A 19,253-nucleotide genomic window follows, 5' to 3' on the forward strand; every position below is an offset into this window, starting at 1 on the left:
GAGACGTCGAAGAGGCAGTGGGAAAAGGGTACAGCGGGTGCACCGACCTTCTTAGAGGTCTTTCATCAGGCGCAGCGCGTCGTAGATGGCGGCGTGGGTATTGCGCGATGACACCGCATCGCCGATGCGGAACAGCTGGAAGCGGCCGGCGGGATTGGTGGCCAGCCGTTGTGGCTGCCCGACGATCAGGTCCTGATATTCCACCACGCCCTCGTTGCTGGCCAGCGGCTTGAGTTCGAAGTAGAGCTCGTCCAGTGGCAGGGTGCCGTGGTTGACCACCACCTGGTCGTAGTGGAACACCCGTTCCAGATCGCTGTAGTCGGTGCCTACGATGGCCTTGAGCTGGTCGCCGTCGCGCTCCACGGCTTTCAAGCGGTAGGTCACGGTGAAGTGGGTGTCGAGCCCTTGCAGGGATCTCATGTAGGGCACCAGGTTCATACCCATCACCTCGGGGGCGAAGCTGCGATCCGGGGTCATGATTTCGGTGCGGGCGCCGCTGCGGGCGATGAACTCGGCGGCCTGCAGCCCGGCATGGTCGCCCGCATCGTCGTAGACCAGCACATTGCGCCCCGGCTTGACGTCGCCGGCGATGATGTCCCAGCTGGACACCACCAGCTCGTTGCCGCGTTCGAGCACCTCGGTATGGGGCAGGCCGCCGGTGGCGATGATCACCACGTCCGGGTCTTCCGCCAGCACCCGCGCGGCGTCCGCCCAGGTGTTGAAGTGAAATTGCACGCCGAGGCGATCGCACTGCGCCAGGCGCCAGTCGATGATGCTCTGCATCTCCTTGCGCCGCTCCGACTGGGCGGTGAGGCGTACCTGGCCGCCGGCCTGCTCGGCGAGCTCCAGCACCACCACCTGGTGACCCCGTTCGGCGGCCACCCGGGCCGCCTCCAGCCCACCGGGACCGGCGCCGACTACCACCACCTTGCGGCGGGTCGCTGCCTTGACGATGGTGTGGGGCATGCTGGTCTCGCGCCCGGTGGCGGCGTTGTGGATGCAATAGGCCGCGCCAGCGTTGTAGATGCGGTCCAGACAGTAGTTGGCCCCCACGCAAGGGCGGATGTCGTCTTCGCGACCCTCGGTCAGCTTGCGTACCAGGTGCGGATCGGTCATGTGCGCGCGGGTCATGCCGACCATGTCCACCAGCCCCGCGGCGATGGCGTGGCGGGCGGTGGCGACGTCGGGAATCTTCGCCGCGTGGAAGGTGGGGAAGCCGGTGCGCGAGCGGATCTCGCCGGCGAAATCCAGGTGCGGTGCGTTGCGCATGCCCTGCACCGGGATGATGTCGGTAAGGGCGGCGTCGGTGGCGATGTGGCCACGGATGACGTTGAGGAAGTCGATCATGCCGCTGTCCTTGAGCAGCTGGGTGATGGTCAGGCCTTCCTCCTTAGTCAGGCCGCCCTTGACCACCTCGTCGGCGGTGTAGCGGATGCCGACGATGAAACGCTCGCCGACCCGGGCACGAATGGCCTTGAGCACCTCGAAGGTGAAATTCAGGCGATTGCGCAGCGAACCGCCGTAGGGTTCGTCCAGGTCGTTGGTCAGCGGCGACCAGAACTGGTCCATCAGGTGGCCGTAGGCCTGCAGTTCGATGCCGTCCATGCCGGCGGCCAGCATGCGCTCGGCAGCATCGGCGTAGTCCTTGATGATGCGCTCGATGTCCCAGGTTTCCAGGCGCTTAGGGAAGGCCCGGTGGGCGGGTTCGCGGCTGTGGGAGGAGGACACCACCGGCAGCCAGTCGCCCTTGTCCCAGCGGGTGCGCCGCCCCAGGTGGGTCAGCTGGATCATCACCGCCGCGCCGTGTTCGTGGCATTCATCGGTGAGGTCCTTGAGCCAGCCGACCACCTCGTCCTTGTAGGCCAGCACGTTGTTGAACACCGGAGGACTGTCCCGCGAGATGGCGGCTGACCCGGCCGTCATGGTCATGGCCACGCCCGCCTTGGCCCGCTCCACGTGATAGGCGCGATAGAGCTGCTTGGGCATGCCCTCTTCAGGATAGGCGGGCTCGTGGGACGTGATGATGACGCGGTTACGCAATGTCAGGTGCTTGAGTTGATACGGCTGCAGCAGAGGATCGTTCTTCATGTCCGGGTCCACCAGCGCTCATCAGGTGGAAAGAACTTAAAACCCTATGTACATAGGTGTCAACTAAAACGACATGAGTGAACATTGTCGCTTGTTGGGACTGTGGCCGGGCTGTACTATCGGGCCATGAATGCACCCGTCCCCACCGCTGTCGAACCCGTGCGCGGCTCCCTGGAGAGCTGGCTATCGGCCGCCTTTGAAAGCCTCAAGGATGCCGGGGTGGATGCCGTGCGCATCCAGCCACTGGCCAAGAAGCTCAAGCTGTCGCGTACCAGCTTCTACTGGTTCTTCGAGGATCGTGAAGCCTTGCTCCGCGCGCTCATCGAGCAGTGGAAGAACAAGAACACCGGCAATCTGGTGGCCCGCACCGAGGCCTACGCCGAGTCCATCACCGAAGCCATCCTGAACGTGTTCGACTGCTGGCTGGACGCGCGGCTGTTCGATTCCCAGTACGAATTCGCCATGCGTAGCTGGGCGTTGCAGTCCGCCGAGGTGGCGCAGGACATCGCCGAGGCGGATGCCCTGCGCATCGCCGCGCTCAAGCGGATGTTCGATCGCTTCGGCTTCGAGGACCGCGCCGCCGAGACCCGGGCGCGTTCCCTCTACCTGACCCAGATCGGCTACATCAGCATGAAGACCGTCGAGCCCCTGGAACGCCGGCTCACCTTCATTCCCGAGTATCTGAAGATCTTCACCGGCCTGGAGCCGGAAGTGCGGGAGCTGGAGCGCTTCTTCAGTCGCCACCAGTTGGTTGCGCCGGAGGGCTAGTCGCCGGCTTTGGTCGTCACGGGTGGGGGCCCAATGCGGCTAGTGTTCGCGTGTGCCAGGCAGCCGGTGGCAGGATCAGCAGCCCCGGGAGCCACGGCGATCTGCGTTGCTCGACATCCGGGCAGACCCCACTGCCCAGGTGCCGACGAGGGCCAGTTGAGCAGCGCTACGCCCGATACCGCTGGCGCCAGCGTAAAGCATCTCATGAGGAGGACCGTCGCTCGACCCTTCGGCCGAGCGACGCGATGTCCTGCCCCGGGTCACACGCGGAAGCGGCGGATCTGCCCGTTCAGTTCCACGGCCAGCTCGGAGAGCTGCTGGCTGGCGGCACGGGTCTGCTCGGCGCCCGCGGCGGTCTGCACCGACAGGTCGCGGATGCGTACCAGGTTGCGATCCACCTCGCGGGCCACCTGGGCCTGCTCCTCGGCAGCGCTGGCGATCACCAGGTTGCGCTCGTCGATGCCCGACACCGACTGGGCGATGGCGGCCAGGGCGGCGTTGGCCGACTGCGCCTGCTCGCGGGTCTGGCGCGCCTGGTCGGCGCTGGTCAGCAAGGCATCGACGGTCTGGCCGGTGCCCTGCTGGATGCTGCCGATCATGCCTTCGATCTCGCGGGTGGATTCGCCGGTGCGGTGTGCGAGGGCGCGGACTTCATCGGCGACCACCGCGAAGCCACGACCGGCATCGCCGGCGCGGGCGGCTTCGATGGCGGCGTTGAGCGCCAGCAGGTTGGTCTGCTCGGCGACCGAACGGATGACGTCCAGCACCTGGCTGATGTTGCGGGTCTGCTCGGCCAGCTGGCGCGCCTGTTCGCTGGCGCCCAGTACGTTCTCGGTGAGCACCTCGATGGCACCCAGGGTATCGCCCAGCTGACGCTGGCCCTGGCGGGCGGTATCGGCGGCCTGGCGCGATTCGGCCGAGGTGGAGGTGGCGTTGCCGGCCACCTCGTCCACCGCCTGGCTCATCTCGGTGACGGCGGTGGCCGCCATCTCGATCTCGCTGTTCTGCTGCTGCAGGCCGTGGGCGCTTTCCTGCATCACCGCGGTCATTTCCTCGGCGGCGGAAGCCAGTTGGGTGGCGGAATGGCCCAGGTGCCCCAGGGTGTCGCGCAGGTTGGTCTGCATCTGCTGCATGGCTTGCATGAGCTGGGCGGCTTCATCGTGACCCCGGGTGTCCAGAGCCTGGGTCAGGTCGCCGCTGGCGATGGTCTTGGCGGCAGCGACGGCATCGGCGATCGGCCGGGTCATGCTTATCGTCAGGCGCCAGGCCAGCAGCAGGGTCAGACCCAGCGCCAGGCCGATGGCGATCCAGGTGACCGCCTTGGCCTGGCCATAGGTTTCGCTCGAAGCGGCCATGGCCTCTTTGATTTCCTGCTCGTTGACTTTGCGCAGGTCCTCGGTGTTTTCGTTCATCTTTCCGCCGAGTTGCGCCATGCCCGCTTGAACCATGGCGCGCGCTTCCTCCACCTTGCCGGCGGCGACCAAGTCAGCCAACCGGTTGATGTCGTTCAGGTATTCCTTGTGTACCTGACGCAGGTTCTCCAGCGCCTGCCGCTCCTGGTCCGAATTGACCAGTTTGTCGTAGCGGGCAAAGGCCGCCGCGACCTCGTTGCTCTGGGAGTCGATCTTCTTGCGCGTGTTGGCCACGGTGACGGGATCGGGAATGGCCAGCAGGCGCAGCACCTCGATGCGGGTGCGCGCGAGCAGCAAGGCCAGGCTGTCGGCCTCGACGATGCTGGGCACATTGTTGGTCTGGATGACCAGGCTTTGGTCGCGGGTTTCCGACAACTTCACGATGCCGAAGATACCTACGCTGGCGACCAGGATGGCCAGCAGGCTGAAGCACAGCAGACTGCGGGTAGCGATGCTGAGGGAGCGGAAGGTCATGTCCATTTACCGAGAGGGAAGGTGCTAAGCACAACGGCAAAGGGCAGGATTACTTGAGGGGTCTACCTCCGGAGGGAGCTATCCGACTGACGGATGACGACAGCTAACACCTGATCCAGACGTCACTCGGGACACCGCGGCGGTGACCCCGAACGATTGCTCGACCCCCGCCGGCGAAAGTGACGGCAGCGGTTTCTGGGAAGGCGCTCACCTCTGGAGGGAGGTGAGCGCTTGGGTACCAAAGCGAACGGTGGAGGAATCTCTAGCGGGCGATCGCCGCCTCGATGTCCTTGAATTCCACGACCCGGACGTAGGGGGCGATCTCCCCGCTGATGGAAAAGTGGGCGCCGATCACGGTGACCTCGACGCCCTCGTTTTCCACCAGGTACTGGACGACCTCATGGAAGTCGCCGTCGCCGGCGACCAGGTAGAGCTTCTTCCAGCCGCGCTTCGCATAGGAGCGCATCAGGTTGAAGGCGAGCCCCACGTCCACGCCCTTCTGACTTTTCGTCGTGTACTGCTCGCCCGTCTCCGGATGCAGGATGGGGCCGCCACCCACGGACGCCGGCCATTCGTGGGCCTTGCTCTGCAGCCAGTAGAGCTTGACGCGCAGCCCCGCGCCCTTCGGCGGTGCCGAGCTGAGAAACTTGTTGAAGCCGGTCTGGGCGATGGTGGGCGGATCGCTATCGCAGTTGAAATAGTAGGCGTCGCCTATGGGTTCGCCGGCATCCTGCTCGATGAAAAGACGCAGTTTCAAATAGTCGAATTTGGCACCGGAGATAGAGCCATTCCAGGCGCTCAGGGCATAGGCGCCGTCGACGAACCACGCCACGCCCGCTCGATTTGTAGTTGGCATCGTAATGCTGGGACCAAGCCTGTTACGGTTGATGGGCGCATACCCGCACGCGGGATACGCAGAGGTCTATTGTGTGCTTAATTCGGCGTTCGCGCCTCAGGTAGCGACAATTAGCTCCACGCAGGTCCAGGCGAGGGCGCCGGGGTAGTGCCTGGACCAGTACGGGCAGTTAGGCCGGCACCGGTCCTGTTACCCCGTGCCAGGGCGCTCCCGGTCGAGCGGGGATCGCTCGGCCAGGCGAGCGGACGACGAGGACCAGTCTGCTCGCGAAGGTCCAGCCCTGCACCTGTATGCTGACCAGACGTCCATCAGGTGCCCCGAACGTGGTGCCTTTTCATCCGTTTGCGCAGCCAGATTCCAAGGGTCGGTTACCCGCGGACGTCGAGTTCGAGGTAAGCGACGGCACTGGTGGCGTCAGGGAGGGCGGTGATCCCAAAGCCCATCGCCGTCGGCCGGCTAAAGGCAAGAGGGCCAAGGTTCACAACGAAGAAAGCCGGAGCGCCGCCCAGATAGCGCGGCCAGGGCTTGAGCGTCGTTCTGTACCTCGCCAGGACCTGGACGATGCAGCCTTGGGAGATGGCCGGCAGGCCGGGGTGGCTCAGGCCCAGCCTGCCATTGCCGGCGGTCTTGCACGACGGCTCGGTCTTCTGGCGATCGCCTATTCCCGGCTGAGAAGACCCGCCACGAGAATCGGCTCAGCCCAACTGCGCCCTGGCGAGCAGCGCGTACCCCAGCACCAGCAGCGGCCAGCCCACCACCGGCCCGAACAGCAGCCGCCACAGCCACAGCCGCGGCACGAAGCCGACGCCATGGACCAGCCCGGCAGAGATACCGAGCATCACCGCCATCAGCAGCGGATGGCTGTAATGACCGCTGGCGTCGAGCATCAGTCCGGGGTGGATCAACAGCAGCAGCGCCAGGGGTGCGGCCAGCAGCAGGGACAGCGTCCGCCCAAGCGGGTGGACGCGGGGCAGGGGATCAGCATTCGGTATCGTCATGGACGTCCAGCTCCCGGGTGCTTTCCAGCCAGAGGGCGTTGATGATGCCGAAGCTCGCGGCGAGCAGGACACCGAGAATCCAGGTGAAGTACCACATAGCGTTTCTCCTTGCGTCCAGGGTGATCAGTAGAGGCCGTGGGGATTGGCATCGATGAAGCGGTCGTCGACCTTGCCCCACATCCGCAGGTAGCTCCACAGGGTGTAGGCCAGGATGATGGGCACGAAGATCGCCGCGGCGACGAACATGATGCCCAGGGTGCGCTGGCTGGAGACGGCGTCCCAGACGGTGAGGCTGGATGCCGGGTCCAGGCTCGACGGCAGCACGAAGGGGAACAGCGCGCAGCCGGCGGTGGCCAGGGTGCCGACGATGGCCAGGGCGGTGCCGGTGAAGGCCAGCGCCGCCTGGCGCCAGCTGCTGCCGAGCAACGCCAGGATGCTGCCGAGTGCCGCCAGCAGCGGGGCGAGCAGAGTCAGCGGGTGGGCGTGATAGTTGGCGAGCCAACCCGGGTTGCCGGCGGTCACCACCTTGTGCAGCGGATTCAGGGCACTGCCCGGATCGCCCTGGCTGACCAGCAGGTAGCCCTCGAAGCCATGGGCCAGCCAGACCCCGGCCAGGCCGAAGGCGGCCAGGTGCAGCAGGGCGCACAGGCCGGTGGCGCGCCGGGCGCGCTCGCCCAGCGCCTGGTGGGTACGCAGCATCAGCCAGGCACCGCCATGGGCGCAGAGCATGGCCAGGCTGACCAGCCCGCAGAGCAGGGCGAAGGGATTGAGCAGGGCGAAGAAGCTGCCGTGGTAGCTGGATCTGAGGCTGTCGTCGAGCTGGAAGGGCACGCCTTGGAAGAGGTTGCCGAAGGCCACCCCGAACACCAGCGCCGGGACCAGGCTGCCGGCGAACAGGCCCCAGTCCCAGGTGGTGCGCCAGTGGGTGTTGTCCAGCTTGCTGCGGTAGTCGAAGCCCACCGGGCGCAGGAACAGGGCGAAGAGCACCAGCAGCAGGGCCCAGTAGAGGCCGGAGAAGGCGGTGGCGTAGACCAGCGGCCAGGCGGCGAAGAGGGCACCACCGGCGGTGATGAACCACACCTGGTTGCCGTCCCAGTGCGGGGCGATGCTGTTGATGGCGGCGCGGCGCTCCTTGTCGGTCTTGCCGATCAGGGGCATCAGGATCATGGCGCCCATATCGAAGCCGTCGGTGAGGGCGAAGCCGATCAGTAGCACGCCGATCAGCACCCACCAGGTCAGCTTGAGCACTTCGTAGTCGAACATGGCGGTCTCCTCAGACGTTGGCCGGGGCAGCGGGCTTGGCCACGGCGGCCTGGCGCAGGGCGTCGCCGACCTGGGCGGCGCGTTCGTGGTAGTAGCGGCCACTGTGCAGGCTGCTCGGGCCAAGGCGGGCGAAGCGGATCATCAGGTACAGTTCCACGATCAGCAGCAGGGTGTAGAAGGTCACCAGGGCGCCGATGGAGCCCCAGAGGTCAGCGGGGGCCAGGGTCGAGGCCGACAGATGCGTGGGTAGCACCTCGCTGATGGTCCAGGGCTGGCGACCGTGCTCGGCGACCCACCAGCCGGTCTGGGTGGCGATCCAGGGCAACGGCAGGCTGAATAGCGCCCACTTGAGCAGCCAGGGCTTCTTGAGCTCGTTGCGCCGGGTCGAGGCCCAGAAGGCACAGATGAACAGCGCCAGCATCAGCACGCCGCAGGCGACCATGAGGCGGAAGGTCCAGAACACGCTGGCCACGTTGGGGATGGTGTCCAGGGCGGCCTTGCGCACCTGCTCGTCGGAGGCGGCGGGCAGGTCGTTGGTGTACTTCTTGAGCAGCAGGCCATAGCCGAGGTCATGCTTGCGGGCGTCGAAGGCGGCACGGGTGGCGGCGGAGTCGTCGCCGGCACGCAGTTTTTCCAGCAGCGCATAGGCCTGGGCGCCATTGCGGATGCGCGCCTCGTAGTGCTTGACCAGATCCTTGATGCCGGTGACCTGCTCGGTGGTGGAGCGGGTGGCGATCAGGCCCATCACATAGGGGATCTTCACCGCATAGTCGGTGCGCATTTCCTGCTGGTTGGGGATGCCGAACAGAGTGAAGGAGGCAGGGGCTGCCTCGGTGTTCCACTCGGCTTCGATGGCGGCCAGCTTGACCTTCTGCACCTCGCCCACGCGATAGCCGGATTCGTCCCCCAGTACGATCACCGAAAGCACCGCAGCCATGCCGAAGGCGGCGGCCACGGCGAAGGAGCGCCGGGCAAAGCCGATGTCGCGGCCCTTGAGCAGGTAGTAGCTGGAAATCGCCAGGACGAAGATGGCGCCGGTGACGTAACCCGAGGCCACGGTGTGGACGAACTTCACCTGGGCCACGGGGTTGAGCAGCAGGGCGCCGAAGTCGACCAGCTCCATGCGCATGGTCACGTAGTTGAACTCGGCGCCGACCGGATGCTGCATCCAGCCATTGGCCACCAGGATCCACAGCGCGGAGAGGTTCGAGCCCAGGGCCACCAGCCAGGTCACCAGCAGGTGCTGTCCTTTCGACAGCCGCTCCCAGCCAAAGAAGAACAGGCCGATCAGCGTCGATTCCAGGAAGAAGGCCATCAGGCCCTCGATGGCCAGGGGTGCGCCGAAGATATCGCCGACATAGTGGGAGTAGTAGGCCCAGTTGGTGCCGAACTGGAACTCCATGGTCAGGCCGGTGGTGACCCCCAGGGCGAAGTTGATGCCGAACAGCTTGCCCCAGAACTGGGTCATGTCCTTGTAGACCTGTTTGCCGGTCATCACGTAGACCGACTCCATGATCCCCAGGATCACCACCAGCCCCAGGGTCAGGGGCACGAAGATGAAGTGATACAGCGCGGTCATGCCGAATTGCAGGCGTGACAGGTCCACGACGGATTCCGAGATCATCCCGGCAATCTCCTCAACTAGAAGGAAGGGGGCTAGTCCAGCAGGTGGGCGCTGACCGCCTGGGCGGCGTCGGGCGGGACCGTGGGGGCGCTGAACCAGAGGCTCTTGATCACCATCAGCAGCGCCAGCTTGATCAGCAGAATGACCAGCAGTTCCTTGACCAGGCGTCCGTTCATGGCGACCTCGCGAGCCGTGGCGCCCCTCCAGGACGGAGTGGCGGCTGCATGCAGGATGCGCCTGCTGGCCCTGGGCAAAGCTGATCCAGGTCAATTGGCCAGTGGCCAGCACCTGGGGCAGGTTGTCGCAGTGGGGCAGGCGGACGGCGAGGCTGACGCCACGTCAAGGTGGCAAGGTGCCGATGCCCCAGCCATCGTCGGGAGAATGCCGGTGTCGTGCGCGGCGTAGGCCCTATTTCAGGCACCTTGCCGGACAGTCAGGCAAGAACACCTGCGGCTACCCTGTCTGCAGAATGGGGAGGTTACGCTGCCGCGGTGTCCTTCAGGACAGGGCTCCCTTCGCTCGCAATTGGGCGATCTGGTCATCGCTGAGGCCCGCATCGCGTAACACGCGGTGTGAATCAGCGCCGAGTGCCGGCGCGGCGAAGGGCATCGGGCCGGGTGTACGGGTGAAGCGGGTCGTGCGCGTGAAGCCCTGGTAACGGCCAACCACAGGGTGCTCGAATTCGGCGATCAGATGTTCGGCGGCGCATTGGGGGTCGTCGAACATCTCGTCAACGCGGCGCGCAGCGGCGCAAGGCACGGCGTCACCGAAAATCTCTTCCCATTCGCGGGCGCTGTGGCGGGTCAGGGCTTCGTGCAATTGGGGTACGATCACGTCCTGATGCTCTGCCCGCTTGCGCACCGTGTCGAAACGCGGGTCCGTCGCCAGATGGAGCAGGCCGGTTCGCTCGCAGAGCGCCTGCCAGAAGTGGGGGGTATTGGCCGACAGGTAGAGATGGCCGGACCGTGTGGGGTGGATGCCCGTGATACCGCCCGAGCGCATGTCGCGATCCAGTACACGGGGTTCGTTCGCTGCCCATACCAGACGTGTCGACTGCATCGCCAGGGCGCTGCTCAGCAAGGATACTTCGAGGGCCTGGCCAAGGCCGGAACGCTCGCGCTCGTACAGTGCCGAAGACACCGCGCCTGCGACCAGCGAGGCGGCATAGAAGTCGACCACCGAGCCGTAGAGGATTTCGGGGGGGCCGCCGGGTTTCGCCTGGGCCGCGCACATGCCGGTCATCGTCTGCAGCACCTGGTCATAGCCCGCCTTGTTGCGCAGTGGACCGCGGCTGCCATAACCGGTGACCGAGCAATAGATCAGCCGCGGATTGACGGCGCGCACCTGGTCATAGCCGATCCCCAAGCGCTCGGGTACCGAAGGACGAAAGTTATGCACCAGCACATCGGCCTGACCGATCAGGGTATGCAGGGCCGCCAATGCTTCGGGTTGCTTGAGGTCGAGGACAACACCCTGCTTGCTGCGGTTGACGCCGAGAAAGGCGCGACTTTCCGCCTCCAGCGTAGAGGGGTAGTGACGCAGGTTGTCACCGCTGGGGGGCTCGATCTTGACGACTCGAGCGCCCTGGTCGGCGAGCAGGGTACAGCCGTAGGGGCCGGCGATGTAGGCACTCAGATCGAGGACGGTGATCCCGGCAAGAGGACCCTTGCCAGGGGAATAAACGGTATTGGGCATCTGCTGGTCCAGTCAGGCTGAGGTGGGCACCTGGCGGCATATGACCGGTGCCTTGAATGACCTCATTCTGCGAAGCTGAAACGCCAAGCAAAAGCTTATTTTTTTGGCTTTAGAATCCATAAAAAGTGGATTTACTGGGTGGCCATTCTGGCGGTCAGTACGGCGCGGAACACCTCGATCAAGGTCTTTTTCGCCGAATTGCGTTTCCATAGCAGGCCCACCGGGCGCGTCAGGCCCTGCCCGGGCAATGGCACCTGCAACAGCTCGTCGAGCCGCGCATGCAGCGCACGCCAGCGTGGCACCAGGGAGACCCCGAGGTCGCCGGCAACCATCGCGGCGATCGCGTCCAAGGCATCGATTTCGAAGCGCTCCCAGGGCTGAATTCCGACCTGGAGCAGGTAGCGGTCGGCCAGCATGCCGCCCCAGGAGCGTCGGTGATAGCGAATGAACGGCTGGCTCGCGAGCAGGGTATGGGCGTCCTCGCCAGCCATGCCTCGCGCCGCGAGCACCACGAAGGGCTCGTCGGACAGGGGTTGCCACTGGAATTCCTTGGCCAGTTCGAAGTGCGGTTTGACGATGAGGGCGATATCGATGTCCTCGGCGATGACCTTGCGGTACAGCTCAGCGGAGAAGCCGGGCTCGACATGCGGACGCAGATGTTCGTAATCAGTGATGAGGTCGGCCAGTACGCCAGGTACCAGATAGCCGAGCGCGGTGGTGATGCAACCGATACGCAGGTCGCCGGCCACCGTATCCAGTGCGGCGATCGCACGCAGCTCCTGGCTACGGCGAAGCAGATCTCGTGCCGGTTCGATCAGCGCCGATCCCGCTGGCGTCAGCTGCATGTTGCGGCCCACGCGACTGAGTAGCGGCTGACCGATTTCCTGCTCCAGTGCCTTAACGCGCTGCGCCACGGCGGTTGGGGTCAGGTTCAGCTTACGGGCGGCGGCGGCGGTGGATCCCAGGAAGGCGACCTGCAGGAAGCTGTCGAGATAGCGGGTATCCATAGTCAACAAATTCTGGATTCTAAAGGTAGTAAAAAGCACTTTAGCTGGGTTTTGCCTTTCCGCACTATGGGTTCCGTCGGTGCTGAAGATCGCTAGTCATCCCGCCTGCCGCTGGTCACGGGCCTCACGGGCGACAGCTCTGATTGATCGGTGCTCAAGGATCCACGAATGAGGCTCTCCCATGCGTAGCAAGTTGTTCGTCCCTGGTTCTCGCCCCGAACTGTTCGACAAGGCGATGGCGTCCGCAGCCGATGGAATCAGCTTCGATCTCGAAGACGCCGTGGCGCCAGCTGCCAAGGAGTGGGCCCGGCAGCAGCTGGCAGCCTACCTGGAAAGGCTCGGTGATAGCCCGAAGCACATCGTCGTGCGCATCAATGCCCAGGACACGGCGCACTATGAGGCAGATCTGGCGGCGGTGGTGAGCAGTCGGGTGGACATCATCAATCTGCCAAAGGTGGAAGAACCGGGCCAGGTAAGGCACTTGGCCGACCAGCTTGAGCGCCTCGAAAGACAGATAGGGCTTAAGACCCCGGTGCTGATCCTGGCTACCATCGAATCCCCGCGTGGGGTGCGTCGAGCCGGCGATATCGCCGCGGCCCACCCGCGAGTCGCAGGCCTACAGCTGGGTTTCGCCGATCTTCTAGAGCCCCTGGGCATGGATAGATACCAACCCCAGATCGTCCAGCAGTTGCAGCTGAGTGTCCGTCTGGCCGCAGGCGAGGCGCAGGTCCCGATCTACGACGCTGCCTTTCCGGCGATCGCGGATCCCGAGGGCTATAGCGAGGAGGCGCGCCATGCCCACGCTCTCGGCTTCGCTGGCAAATCCTGCATCCATCCTTCGCAGATCGCCCTGGCCAATGCGGCCTTCCTGCCCTCGCGGGAAGAGGTCGCGAGATCCCGCCTTATCGTCGCTGCCGCCCAGCAGGCCGAGCGCGAAGGGCAGGGCGCCTACCAGGTCGAGGGCCGGATGGTCGATGGACCCTTTGTGGCACGCGCCCGGCAACTCCTCGAACAGGCGCAATCCGCAGGGTTACTGGATTAGCCCGGCGGCCTGACGTTCCGACCTCCCACCCGCGGCCGATCACACCCAGCATGAGCGGCGCCCACTTGTACCTTTACAACAATAATGAGGCTATTCCATGTCCACGCCCCCGGAGCTCACTGCAACCCCTCTACCGGTCAGTCAGTCGTCGTCCAGCAGCCGCTTGCTTGCCCTTTTCCAGATTCGCATCAGTTTCATTCCCCTGCCTGTATATCTAGCCCTTTGCGCGCTCGTCGCCGGGCTCGTTGCCGTCAGGAAGGTCGGTGTCGACCTGCCCACGATGGTCGCCATCATCGGGCTCGGCGGCGCGACCTGCGCCGAGATCGGCAAGCGTATCCCCTACCTGAATCGTATTGGCGGGTCGGCGATCATCGCGGCCTTCCTGCCCTCCTATCTGGTCAGCATCCATTGGATACCGGAGCAGGTCATCACCGGGGTCACGACCTTCACCAAGACCAGCAACTTCATCTATCTATTCGTCTCGGCGGTGGTCGTGGGCAGCATCTTCACCATGGACCGCGACATCATTCTCAAGGGTTTCGCGCGCATCTTCCTTCCCCTGGTGGTCGGGTCCATCCTGGCCTTCGTCGCCGGCGGATTGGTCGGCATGGCGGCCGGACTGGAACTCAAGCAGGTCCTGTTCTTCGTCAGCGTGCCGGTCATGGGTGGTGGCCTGGGTGAGGGCGCTATCCCCTTGTCGGTCGGCTACGCGGAAATTCTTGGCGCCGATCCGGGCAAGCTGTTGGCCCGACTGCTCCCGGTCATCCTGTTGGGCAATCTCTGCGCCATCGTCCTGTGCGGGGTGATGAGTGCGATCGGCAGCCGCTATCCGCACCTGACCGGCAACGGCAAGCTGGCAGCCGGCGATACCCTTGGCGCGCCGGTTGGCGATGGCCAGGCAAAGGCTGGCAACATCGACGTCGACTGGGTCATAGCCGCCGGTATGACCGCGGTAACCCTCTACCTGAGTGGGGTGCTCATGCATGCGCTATTCGGCCTGCCAGGACCCGTCTGCATGCTGTTCTTCGCCGTATTGCTGAAGCTCTGCAAGCTGGTACCCAAGGTGCTCGAGGAGGGATCCGCCACCCTGTTCAGGTTCTTCACCTCCTGTGTGACCTATCCCTTGCTGTTCGCCAATTCCATTGCAGTCACCCACTGGAGCGAACTCATGGCGGCCTTCCACTGGGCGAACCTGCTGGCGATCTTCACCACGGTGCTGGTGCTCGTGCTGGTCGGCTTCGCCATGGCCCGTCGTCTGGGCTTGCACCCAGTGGAAACGGCCATCGTCAACGGCTGCCATAGCGGCCTCGGCGGTACGGGGGATGTCGCAATCCTCACGGCAGCAGGGCGAATGGAGTTGATGCCGTTCGCCCAGATATCGACGCGCATCGGCGGTGCCATCACCGTCATGACCGCCCTGCTGATCTTCACGCATCTGGGGCCCTGACCCGGCACCGGAGGCTTACCGCCGTTCAGGTCGGGTTCAGAGGGGTTAAGACAGCGTTAAGACGCCCGGGCGCAAGGTAGAGCCGTGACTGACGCCGGACCGCTCCCGCGGTGACGCCAGCCCCCTGTTCAAGACCGGAGGATCCACCATGAATGTCTTCAACAAGATGGCCGCACTCGCCCTGCTCAGCACCGCCAGCTACACCGCCATGGCCGCCGAGATCAACGAAAGACGCGCCCAGGCCGCGCTGCAGCCCAAGGCAGCCCAGTCCGAGGTCGTCGCGGTGCAAGCGCAGGCGCCGGCACGCTGGGACCAGTTGCTCGATCCCCAGGCCTATGGCCAGGCGTCGGTGCGCTATCAGGCAAGGATCGTGGATCCGGCGCTGCTGCGGACCGTGAACGTCGGCTAGCGTCAAGGCGGGCTGGGCGGATCCCGGCCCCGTCCGCATGCTATGTTGAGCCCTCGAGACGTGCGCAAGGGAACGCAGATGCAGACCGTTACAGCGATACCCGCGGGACTCAGGCCGATCCGCTGGGAGGCCCATGCCTGTCTGCCCCTCGTGCCGGGGCAGGACATGTCCGGGTTGCATCGATACCGCGAGGCAGGCTTCCATCATGTGTCGCTCAACGTCGGCATGGACATGACGCCCTTCGCGACCGTGCTGCAGACCCTGGCCGGCTTCCGCGCCTGGCTGGCTCGGCACACCGAGCATTTTTCCTTGGTCGGTAGCCTGTCCGACCTCCAGCAGGCGCGCGAGCAGGGGAGGCTGGCCGTTTCCTTCGATCTCGAAGGCTCGACCATGCTGCTCGACGATCCGACGATGGTGGGGCTCTTCGCATCCCTCGGGGTGCGCCAGATGCTGCTCGCCTACAACCGTGACAACAGCTGCGCCGGCGGTTGCCATGGCGCGGGCGGCGGCCTGACGGCGCTGGGCCGCGCCGTGGTCGCGGCCGGCAATGCCGCGGGCATCACCCTCGATTGCGCCCATGCCAGCGAGCAGGCCAGCTTCGAGATCATGGAGGCCTCGACACAACCGGTGATCTTCTCCCACACCAATATCAAGGCACTCTACGATCACCCCCGAACCCTCAGCGATCGGCAGATCGACACCTGTGCCGAACAGGACGGGGTGATCGGCCTGACGGGCTTGAGCATCTTTCTGGGAGATCCGCAGGCGACGGTAGCCAGCTTCGTCCGCCAGATCGACTACCTGGCGGAGCGGGTCGGTACCCGCCATATCGGCATCGGCCTGGATACCGAATTGTGTCCTGCCCACCTGGATGTCCCCGCCGGAGTCGATGCCGAGGACTGGTGGCCGGCACGCTACTACGGCCAGCCAAACGGCCATACCCAGCTGCAGCCGGAGGCGCTGCCCGAGCTCAGGCAGCAACTGACCTCCCGTGGTTATACCGACGCCGATGTCGAGGCCATCCTGGGTGGCAACTTCCTGCGCATCGCCAGTCTTAACTGGCCCTCGGCGACGCCCTGATCGCGGGCTCCGGGTAGGACAGTCTTTCGTCGCTTCACCGTGGCAGTGGGGCGGCGCTACCGGCTTCCGCTCGCAAAGCAGGAGCTGTGACGGCATCTTCCCTCGTTTCGATAATCGCCCGGCCAAGGTGGCCTAGGGTCGAAACGCCGTGCCAGACGGTCGCGTGGCCGGTCACCGCCTCGCTATACTCGCCAAGACGTGATCTTCATCACGCTTTTTGGTTGGGTAGTGAGTGGGACGATTTCGAGTGGCGGGCTTCAAGCCAGAGATGAGCAGGGTAGGGAACAGCCGATGGGTGCGCCAGGGAGTGCCACTGCTGGCATTCGCCTGTTTCGTCCTCCTCGGCTGGACCCTCATCGCACGGTTCGATGACGAAACCCGCCGGATGGACAGGGTGCGCACCGGCGAGGTCGCGATGACCTTCGCCCTGTCGGTGGAGAAGGTGCTCACAAGCTCACTCTCCGCCACCCGAACCCTGGCGGTCCTGGTCTACCAGGGCAAAGGCCAGGTGCCGGATTTCGCCGCGCTCGCGCGCTTCCTGCTGCCGCTGTACAAGGGTGCCTATGCCCTGTCGCTGGCGCCCGATGCCGTCATCCGCCAGATCGAGCCGTTGGACCGAAACCTGCTGGTACGCGACCACGACCTCTGGGAGCACCAGGATCGCAGCCAGCTGCTGAGAACACTCGAGAGCAAGGATTCGCGCATCCAGTTCATGGGGCCCTTCAAGCTGATCCAGGGGCCCATAGGGGCGATCGGCATGCTTCCGGTGTTCCTGCCCGATGCAAAGGGACAGACACGTTTCTGGGGTTACACCGTGGTGACCCTGACACTCCCCGAAGCCCTGGAAGACGCCAACCTCGGCGCCATCGAGGCCCAGGGCTATGCCTACCAGCTGACGGGAATCGATGCGGAGACGGGGGAGTTGCGAGTGCTGCAGCGTTCCGCTGCAGCGGTGGTCGAGGGGCTCTGTCGGGACGTGCAGATCGAGGCCACGGCCTGGACGCTGTGCGTCGCGCCGCTGCCGCGTTGGCAGAACCAGGCGCGGCACTATGTCGATTTCGGCCTGGTCGTGCTCGGCAGTGCCTGGCTGGCCTGGCTGGTCCACGCCCTGCTCAGCCGCCGCGAGCGGCGTGCCGAACTGGTGCGCCAGGCCTTGTTCGATCCGCTCACCGGGCTGGCCAATCGGCGACTGATGGTGGAGCGGCTGACACAGGCCCGCGAGCAGGCCCATCGGCAGGGCACGGTCTTCACCGTGGCGCTCCTGGACCTCGATGGCTTCAAGGCCGTCAACGACAGCTTCGGCCACGCCCAGGGCGACCAGGTCCTGGTGGTGACCGCCGAGCGCCTGCTGAAGGAGATCCGCAGTTCGGACACCCTGGCCCGGCTCGGTGGCGACGAATTCGTGCTGATCATGGAGGGCCTGCCCGGACGCGAGGTAAGCGAACGGGTATTGGAGCGCCTGTTACGCGCGGTGCGCGAGCCGCTCGCCCTGGAAGGCGGCACGGCGCAGGTCCACGCTAGCATCGGCGTAGTGGTCAGCGACAGCCTGCCAGCCGACGACGGCGACAGCGTCCTGCGCCAGGCGGATGCGGCCATGTACGAGGCCAAGCGCCGCGGCAAGAATTGCTACGTCTTCGCGAGCGATCTGGCGGGTCCAGCAACGGATGATCCGTTACCCGCAGGCCGCTAACGGTCCGGATCGGCATCCAGGAACTGCCGCGCTGCAGGCGTCGCCTGGCCTGAACCCGCGTAGGCCCAAGAAACGGGCATCCGCGCTGGCCTGGGCCGCGGTAGCGGTCCTAGACGTACTGCGCCGCCGCGTAGCCCGAGGCCCAGGCCCACTGGAAATTGAACCCACCCAGGTGGCCGGTGACGTCCAGGACCTCGCCGATGAAGTACAGGCCGGGCGACTTGAGGGACTCCAGGGTCTTGGAGGACACCTCGCGGGTGTCGACGCCGCCCAGGGTCACCTCGGCGGTGCGATAGCCCTCGGTGCCCGCCGGTACCAGCCGCCAGTCGTTCAGGCGTGCGGCGATGGCCTTGAGTTCGTCGGGGCCGTATTGCTTCATTGGCTTGGACTGGAACCAGCTGTCTGCGAGCAGGGTGGCCATCTTCTTGGTGAACACTTCCCCGAGCAGCGTCTTGAGTTCGCTGTTGGGCCGCGCCTGGCGCTGCTCGGCGAGCCAGAGCGGCAGGTCGAGGTGGGGCAGCAGGTCGATGCTCAGGGCGTCGCCGGGTTGCCAATACGAGGAGATCTGCAGGATCGCCGGGCCGCTGAGGCCGCGGTGGGTGAACAGCAGATTCTCGACGAAGCTCTGCCCGTTGCAACTGATGCGGACGTCTTCCACGGCGGTACCGGACAGGGTGCTGCAGAAGTCCTTCAGCTGCGGATCGGTGACGGTGAAGGGCACCAGGCCCGCGCGGGTCGGTAGCAGTTCGTGGCCGAACTGACGTGCGACCTGGTAGCCGAAGCCCGTGGCGCCCAGGGTCGGGATCGACAGGCCGCCGGTGGCGATCACCAGGGACTCACCGCGCACCGGCCCCAGGCTGGTGTGCAACTGATAGCCCCGATCGAGGCGGGCGATCTCGGTCACGGAGGTGTTCAGGCGCAGTTCGACGCCGCCACGCTCGCACTCGTCCAGCAGCAGGGCGAGGATGTCGCTGGCCTTGTTGTCGCAAAACAGCTGGCCGAGCTTCTTCTCGTGATAGGGCACCCCGTGCTTGGCCACCAGGGCGATGAAGTCCCATTGGGTGAAGCGGGCCAGGGCCGACTTGCAGAAGTGCGGATTGTGCGAGAGGAAGTTGCCAGGCTCGCAGTACAGGTTGGTGAAGTTGCAGCGGCCGCCACCGGACATGAGGATTTTCTTGCCGGCCTTGTTGGCATGGTCGAGCACCAGCACCCGGCGCCCGCGCGCAGCCGCGCTGAGCGCACACATCAAACCTGCGGCGCCGGCACCGATGATGACGACCTGGGTATCGAACACGCTGAACTCCTTGCCTACTGACATCTGGCCATTGGCCTGCGGCGGCGCATGTTACCCGATCGGTCGGGCCGGGTGGGGGGCCGGCATCGCGCCGCCGGTCCGCTAT

Annotated in this window: 17 protein-coding genes and 1 pseudogene; 6 read left to right on the forward strand and 12 right to left on the reverse strand. The window is 65.3% G+C overall.

The features are described 5' to 3' along the window. Positions 1 to 51: 51 nt before the first annotated feature. On the reverse strand, positions 52 to 2,088 hold the full coding sequence (locus ACYJP6_RS20210; protein WP_459477241.1) for an oxidoreductase: 2,037 nt from the start codon (positions 2,086 to 2,088) through the stop codon (positions 52 to 54). A gap of 126 nt (positions 2,089 to 2,214) precedes the next feature. Between ACYJP6_RS20210 and ACYJP6_RS20215 the strand changes: the two genes are divergently transcribed. After that, positions 2,215 to 2,856: a TetR/AcrR family transcriptional regulator gene (locus tag ACYJP6_RS20215; protein WP_459477243.1), complete on the forward strand. Its 642-nt coding sequence runs from the start codon at positions 2,215 to 2,217 to the stop codon at positions 2,854 to 2,856. 260 nt (positions 2,857 to 3,116) lie between these two features. On the opposite strand, the gene ACYJP6_RS20220 is transcribed toward ACYJP6_RS20215, so the two are convergent. The 10 genes and pseudogenes from ACYJP6_RS20220 to ACYJP6_RS20265 all read right to left on the reverse strand — a co-directional run bounded on the left by ACYJP6_RS20220 (position 3,117) and on the right by ACYJP6_RS20265 (position 12,185). Next, positions 3,117 to 3,998: a methyl-accepting chemotaxis protein gene (locus ACYJP6_RS20220; RefSeq protein ID WP_459477511.1), complete on the reverse strand. Its 882-nt coding sequence runs from the start codon at positions 3,996 to 3,998 to the stop codon at positions 3,117 to 3,119. Then, positions 3,972 to 4,748, reverse strand: a pseudogene (locus ACYJP6_RS20225) (MCP four helix bundle domain-containing protein); the annotation flags it as partial. The gene ACYJP6_RS20220 and the pseudogene ACYJP6_RS20225, both read right to left, overlap by 27 nt. A 256-nt stretch (positions 4,749 to 5,004) precedes the next feature. Then, positions 5,005 to 5,574, reverse strand: coding sequence for an NYN domain-containing protein (locus tag ACYJP6_RS20230; protein WP_459477245.1), 570 nt, complete (start codon positions 5,572 to 5,574; stop codon positions 5,005 to 5,007). 719 nt (positions 5,575 to 6,293) lie between these two features. After that, positions 6,294 to 6,596 (reverse strand): cyd operon YbgE family protein, encoded by a 303-nt coding sequence (locus tag ACYJP6_RS20235; protein WP_459477247.1) that lies wholly within the window; start codon positions 6,594 to 6,596, stop codon positions 6,294 to 6,296. Further along, positions 6,577 to 6,693 (reverse strand): cytochrome bd-I oxidase subunit CydX, encoded by a 117-nt coding sequence (gene cydX / locus ACYJP6_RS20240; RefSeq protein WP_459477249.1) that lies wholly within the window; start codon positions 6,691 to 6,693, stop codon positions 6,577 to 6,579. Before cydX ends, ACYJP6_RS20235 begins: the two co-directional genes overlap by 20 nt. A 26-nt stretch (positions 6,694 to 6,719) precedes the next feature. Further along, complete coding sequence (gene cydB / locus ACYJP6_RS20245; RefSeq protein ID WP_459477251.1) at positions 6,720 to 7,859, reverse strand: cytochrome d ubiquinol oxidase subunit II; 1,140 nt, start codon at positions 7,857 to 7,859, stop codon at positions 6,720 to 6,722. Positions 7,860 to 7,869: 10 nt separating this feature from the next. Further along, on the reverse strand, positions 7,870 to 9,483 hold the full coding sequence (locus ACYJP6_RS20250) for a cytochrome ubiquinol oxidase subunit I (protein WP_459477253.1): 1,614 nt from the start codon (positions 9,481 to 9,483) through the stop codon (positions 7,870 to 7,872). A gap of 32 nt (positions 9,484 to 9,515) precedes the next feature. Then, positions 9,516 to 9,659: a cytochrome oxidase putative small subunit CydP gene (gene cydP / locus ACYJP6_RS20255; protein ID WP_313333655.1), complete on the reverse strand. Its 144-nt coding sequence runs from the start codon at positions 9,657 to 9,659 to the stop codon at positions 9,516 to 9,518. Positions 9,660 to 9,981: 322 nt separating this feature from the next. Next, positions 9,982 to 11,178: a CaiB/BaiF CoA transferase family protein gene (locus tag ACYJP6_RS20260; protein WP_459477255.1), complete on the reverse strand. Its 1,197-nt coding sequence runs from the start codon at positions 11,176 to 11,178 to the stop codon at positions 9,982 to 9,984. A gap of 131 nt (positions 11,179 to 11,309) precedes the next feature. Next, the gene (locus tag ACYJP6_RS20265; RefSeq protein ID WP_459477257.1) at positions 11,310 to 12,185 is read right to left on the reverse strand and encodes a LysR family transcriptional regulator; all 876 of its coding nucleotides are present in this window, start codon (positions 12,183 to 12,185) and stop codon (positions 11,310 to 11,312) included. 181 nt (positions 12,186 to 12,366) lie between these two features. On the opposite strand from ACYJP6_RS20265, the gene ACYJP6_RS20270 reads away from it, so the two are divergent. The 5 genes from ACYJP6_RS20270 to ACYJP6_RS20290 all read left to right on the forward strand — a co-directional run bounded on the left by ACYJP6_RS20270 (position 12,367) and on the right by ACYJP6_RS20290 (position 17,853). Continuing rightward, positions 12,367 to 13,227: an HpcH/HpaI aldolase/citrate lyase family protein gene (locus ACYJP6_RS20270; RefSeq protein ID WP_459477259.1), complete on the forward strand. Its 861-nt coding sequence runs from the start codon at positions 12,367 to 12,369 to the stop codon at positions 13,225 to 13,227. 97 nt (positions 13,228 to 13,324) lie between these two features. Beyond that, positions 13,325 to 14,674, forward strand: coding sequence for a 2-hydroxycarboxylate transporter family protein (locus tag ACYJP6_RS20275; protein WP_459477260.1), 1,350 nt, complete (start codon positions 13,325 to 13,327; stop codon positions 14,672 to 14,674). 148 nt (positions 14,675 to 14,822) lie between these two features. Continuing rightward, positions 14,823 to 15,083: a hypothetical protein gene (locus ACYJP6_RS20280; RefSeq protein ID WP_459477262.1), complete on the forward strand. Its 261-nt coding sequence runs from the start codon at positions 14,823 to 14,825 to the stop codon at positions 15,081 to 15,083. Between the two features lie 78 nt (positions 15,084 to 15,161). Beyond that, the gene (locus tag ACYJP6_RS20285; RefSeq protein ID WP_459477264.1) at positions 15,162 to 16,163 is read left to right on the forward strand and encodes a dipeptidase; all 1,002 of its coding nucleotides are present in this window, start codon (positions 15,162 to 15,164) and stop codon (positions 16,161 to 16,163) included. Between the two features lie 385 nt (positions 16,164 to 16,548). After that, positions 16,549 to 17,853, forward strand: coding sequence for a diguanylate cyclase domain-containing protein (locus ACYJP6_RS20290; RefSeq protein ID WP_459477266.1), 1,305 nt, complete (start codon positions 16,549 to 16,551; stop codon positions 17,851 to 17,853). A gap of 109 nt (positions 17,854 to 17,962) precedes the next feature. On the opposite strand, the gene ACYJP6_RS20295 is transcribed toward ACYJP6_RS20290, so the two are convergent. Further along, positions 17,963 to 19,147 (reverse strand): BaiN/RdsA family NAD(P)/FAD-dependent oxidoreductase, encoded by a 1,185-nt coding sequence (locus tag ACYJP6_RS20295; RefSeq protein ID WP_459477268.1) that lies wholly within the window; start codon positions 19,145 to 19,147, stop codon positions 17,963 to 17,965. Positions 19,148 to 19,253 lie beyond the last annotated feature (106 nt).

The organism is Pseudomonas sp. No.117 (assembly GCF_054558395.1).

Bases quoted from the DNA above. Each gene is read 5' to 3' on its own strand.
- ACYJP6_RS20215 (WP_459477243.1), top strand. From the start codon at position 2,215: ATGAATGCACCCGTCCCCACCGCTGTCGAACCCGTGCGCGGCTCCCTG.
- ACYJP6_RS20260 (WP_459477255.1), bottom strand. From the start codon at position 11,178: ATGCCCAATACCGTTTATTCCCCTGGCAAGGGTCCTCTTGCCGGGATC.
- ACYJP6_RS20210 (WP_459477241.1), bottom strand. From the start codon at position 2,088: ATGAAGAACGATCCTCTGCTGCAGCCGTATCAACTCAAGCACCTGACA.
- ACYJP6_RS20270 (WP_459477259.1), top strand. From the start codon at position 12,367: ATGCGTAGCAAGTTGTTCGTCCCTGGTTCTCGCCCCGAACTGTTCGAC.
- cydX (WP_459477249.1), bottom strand. From the start codon at position 6,693: ATGTGGTACTTCACCTGGATTCTCGGTGTCCTGCTCGCCGCGAGCTTC.
- ACYJP6_RS20250 (WP_459477253.1), bottom strand. From the start codon at position 9,483: ATGATCTCGGAATCCGTCGTGGACCTGTCACGCCTGCAATTCGGCATG.
- ACYJP6_RS20280 (WP_459477262.1), top strand. From the start codon at position 14,823: ATGAATGTCTTCAACAAGATGGCCGCACTCGCCCTGCTCAGCACCGCC.
- ACYJP6_RS20275 (WP_459477260.1), top strand. From the start codon at position 13,325: ATGTCCACGCCCCCGGAGCTCACTGCAACCCCTCTACCGGTCAGTCAG.
- cydB (WP_459477251.1), bottom strand. From the start codon at position 7,859: ATGTTCGACTACGAAGTGCTCAAGCTGACCTGGTGGGTGCTGATCGGC.
- ACYJP6_RS20290 (WP_459477266.1), top strand. From the start codon at position 16,549: ATGGACAGGGTGCGCACCGGCGAGGTCGCGATGACCTTCGCCCTGTCG.
- cydP (WP_313333655.1), bottom strand. From the start codon at position 9,659: ATGAACGGACGCCTGGTCAAGGAACTGCTGGTCATTCTGCTGATCAAG.
- ACYJP6_RS20235 (WP_459477247.1), bottom strand. From the start codon at position 6,596: ATGACGATACCGAATGCTGATCCCCTGCCCCGCGTCCACCCGCTTGGG.
- ACYJP6_RS20285 (WP_459477264.1), top strand. From the start codon at position 15,162: ATGCAGACCGTTACAGCGATACCCGCGGGACTCAGGCCGATCCGCTGG.
- ACYJP6_RS20265 (WP_459477257.1), bottom strand. From the start codon at position 12,185: ATGGATACCCGCTATCTCGACAGCTTCCTGCAGGTCGCCTTCCTGGGA.
- ACYJP6_RS20220 (WP_459477511.1), bottom strand. From the start codon at position 3,998: ATGCAAGCCATGCAGCAGATGCAGACCAACCTGCGCGACACCCTGGGG.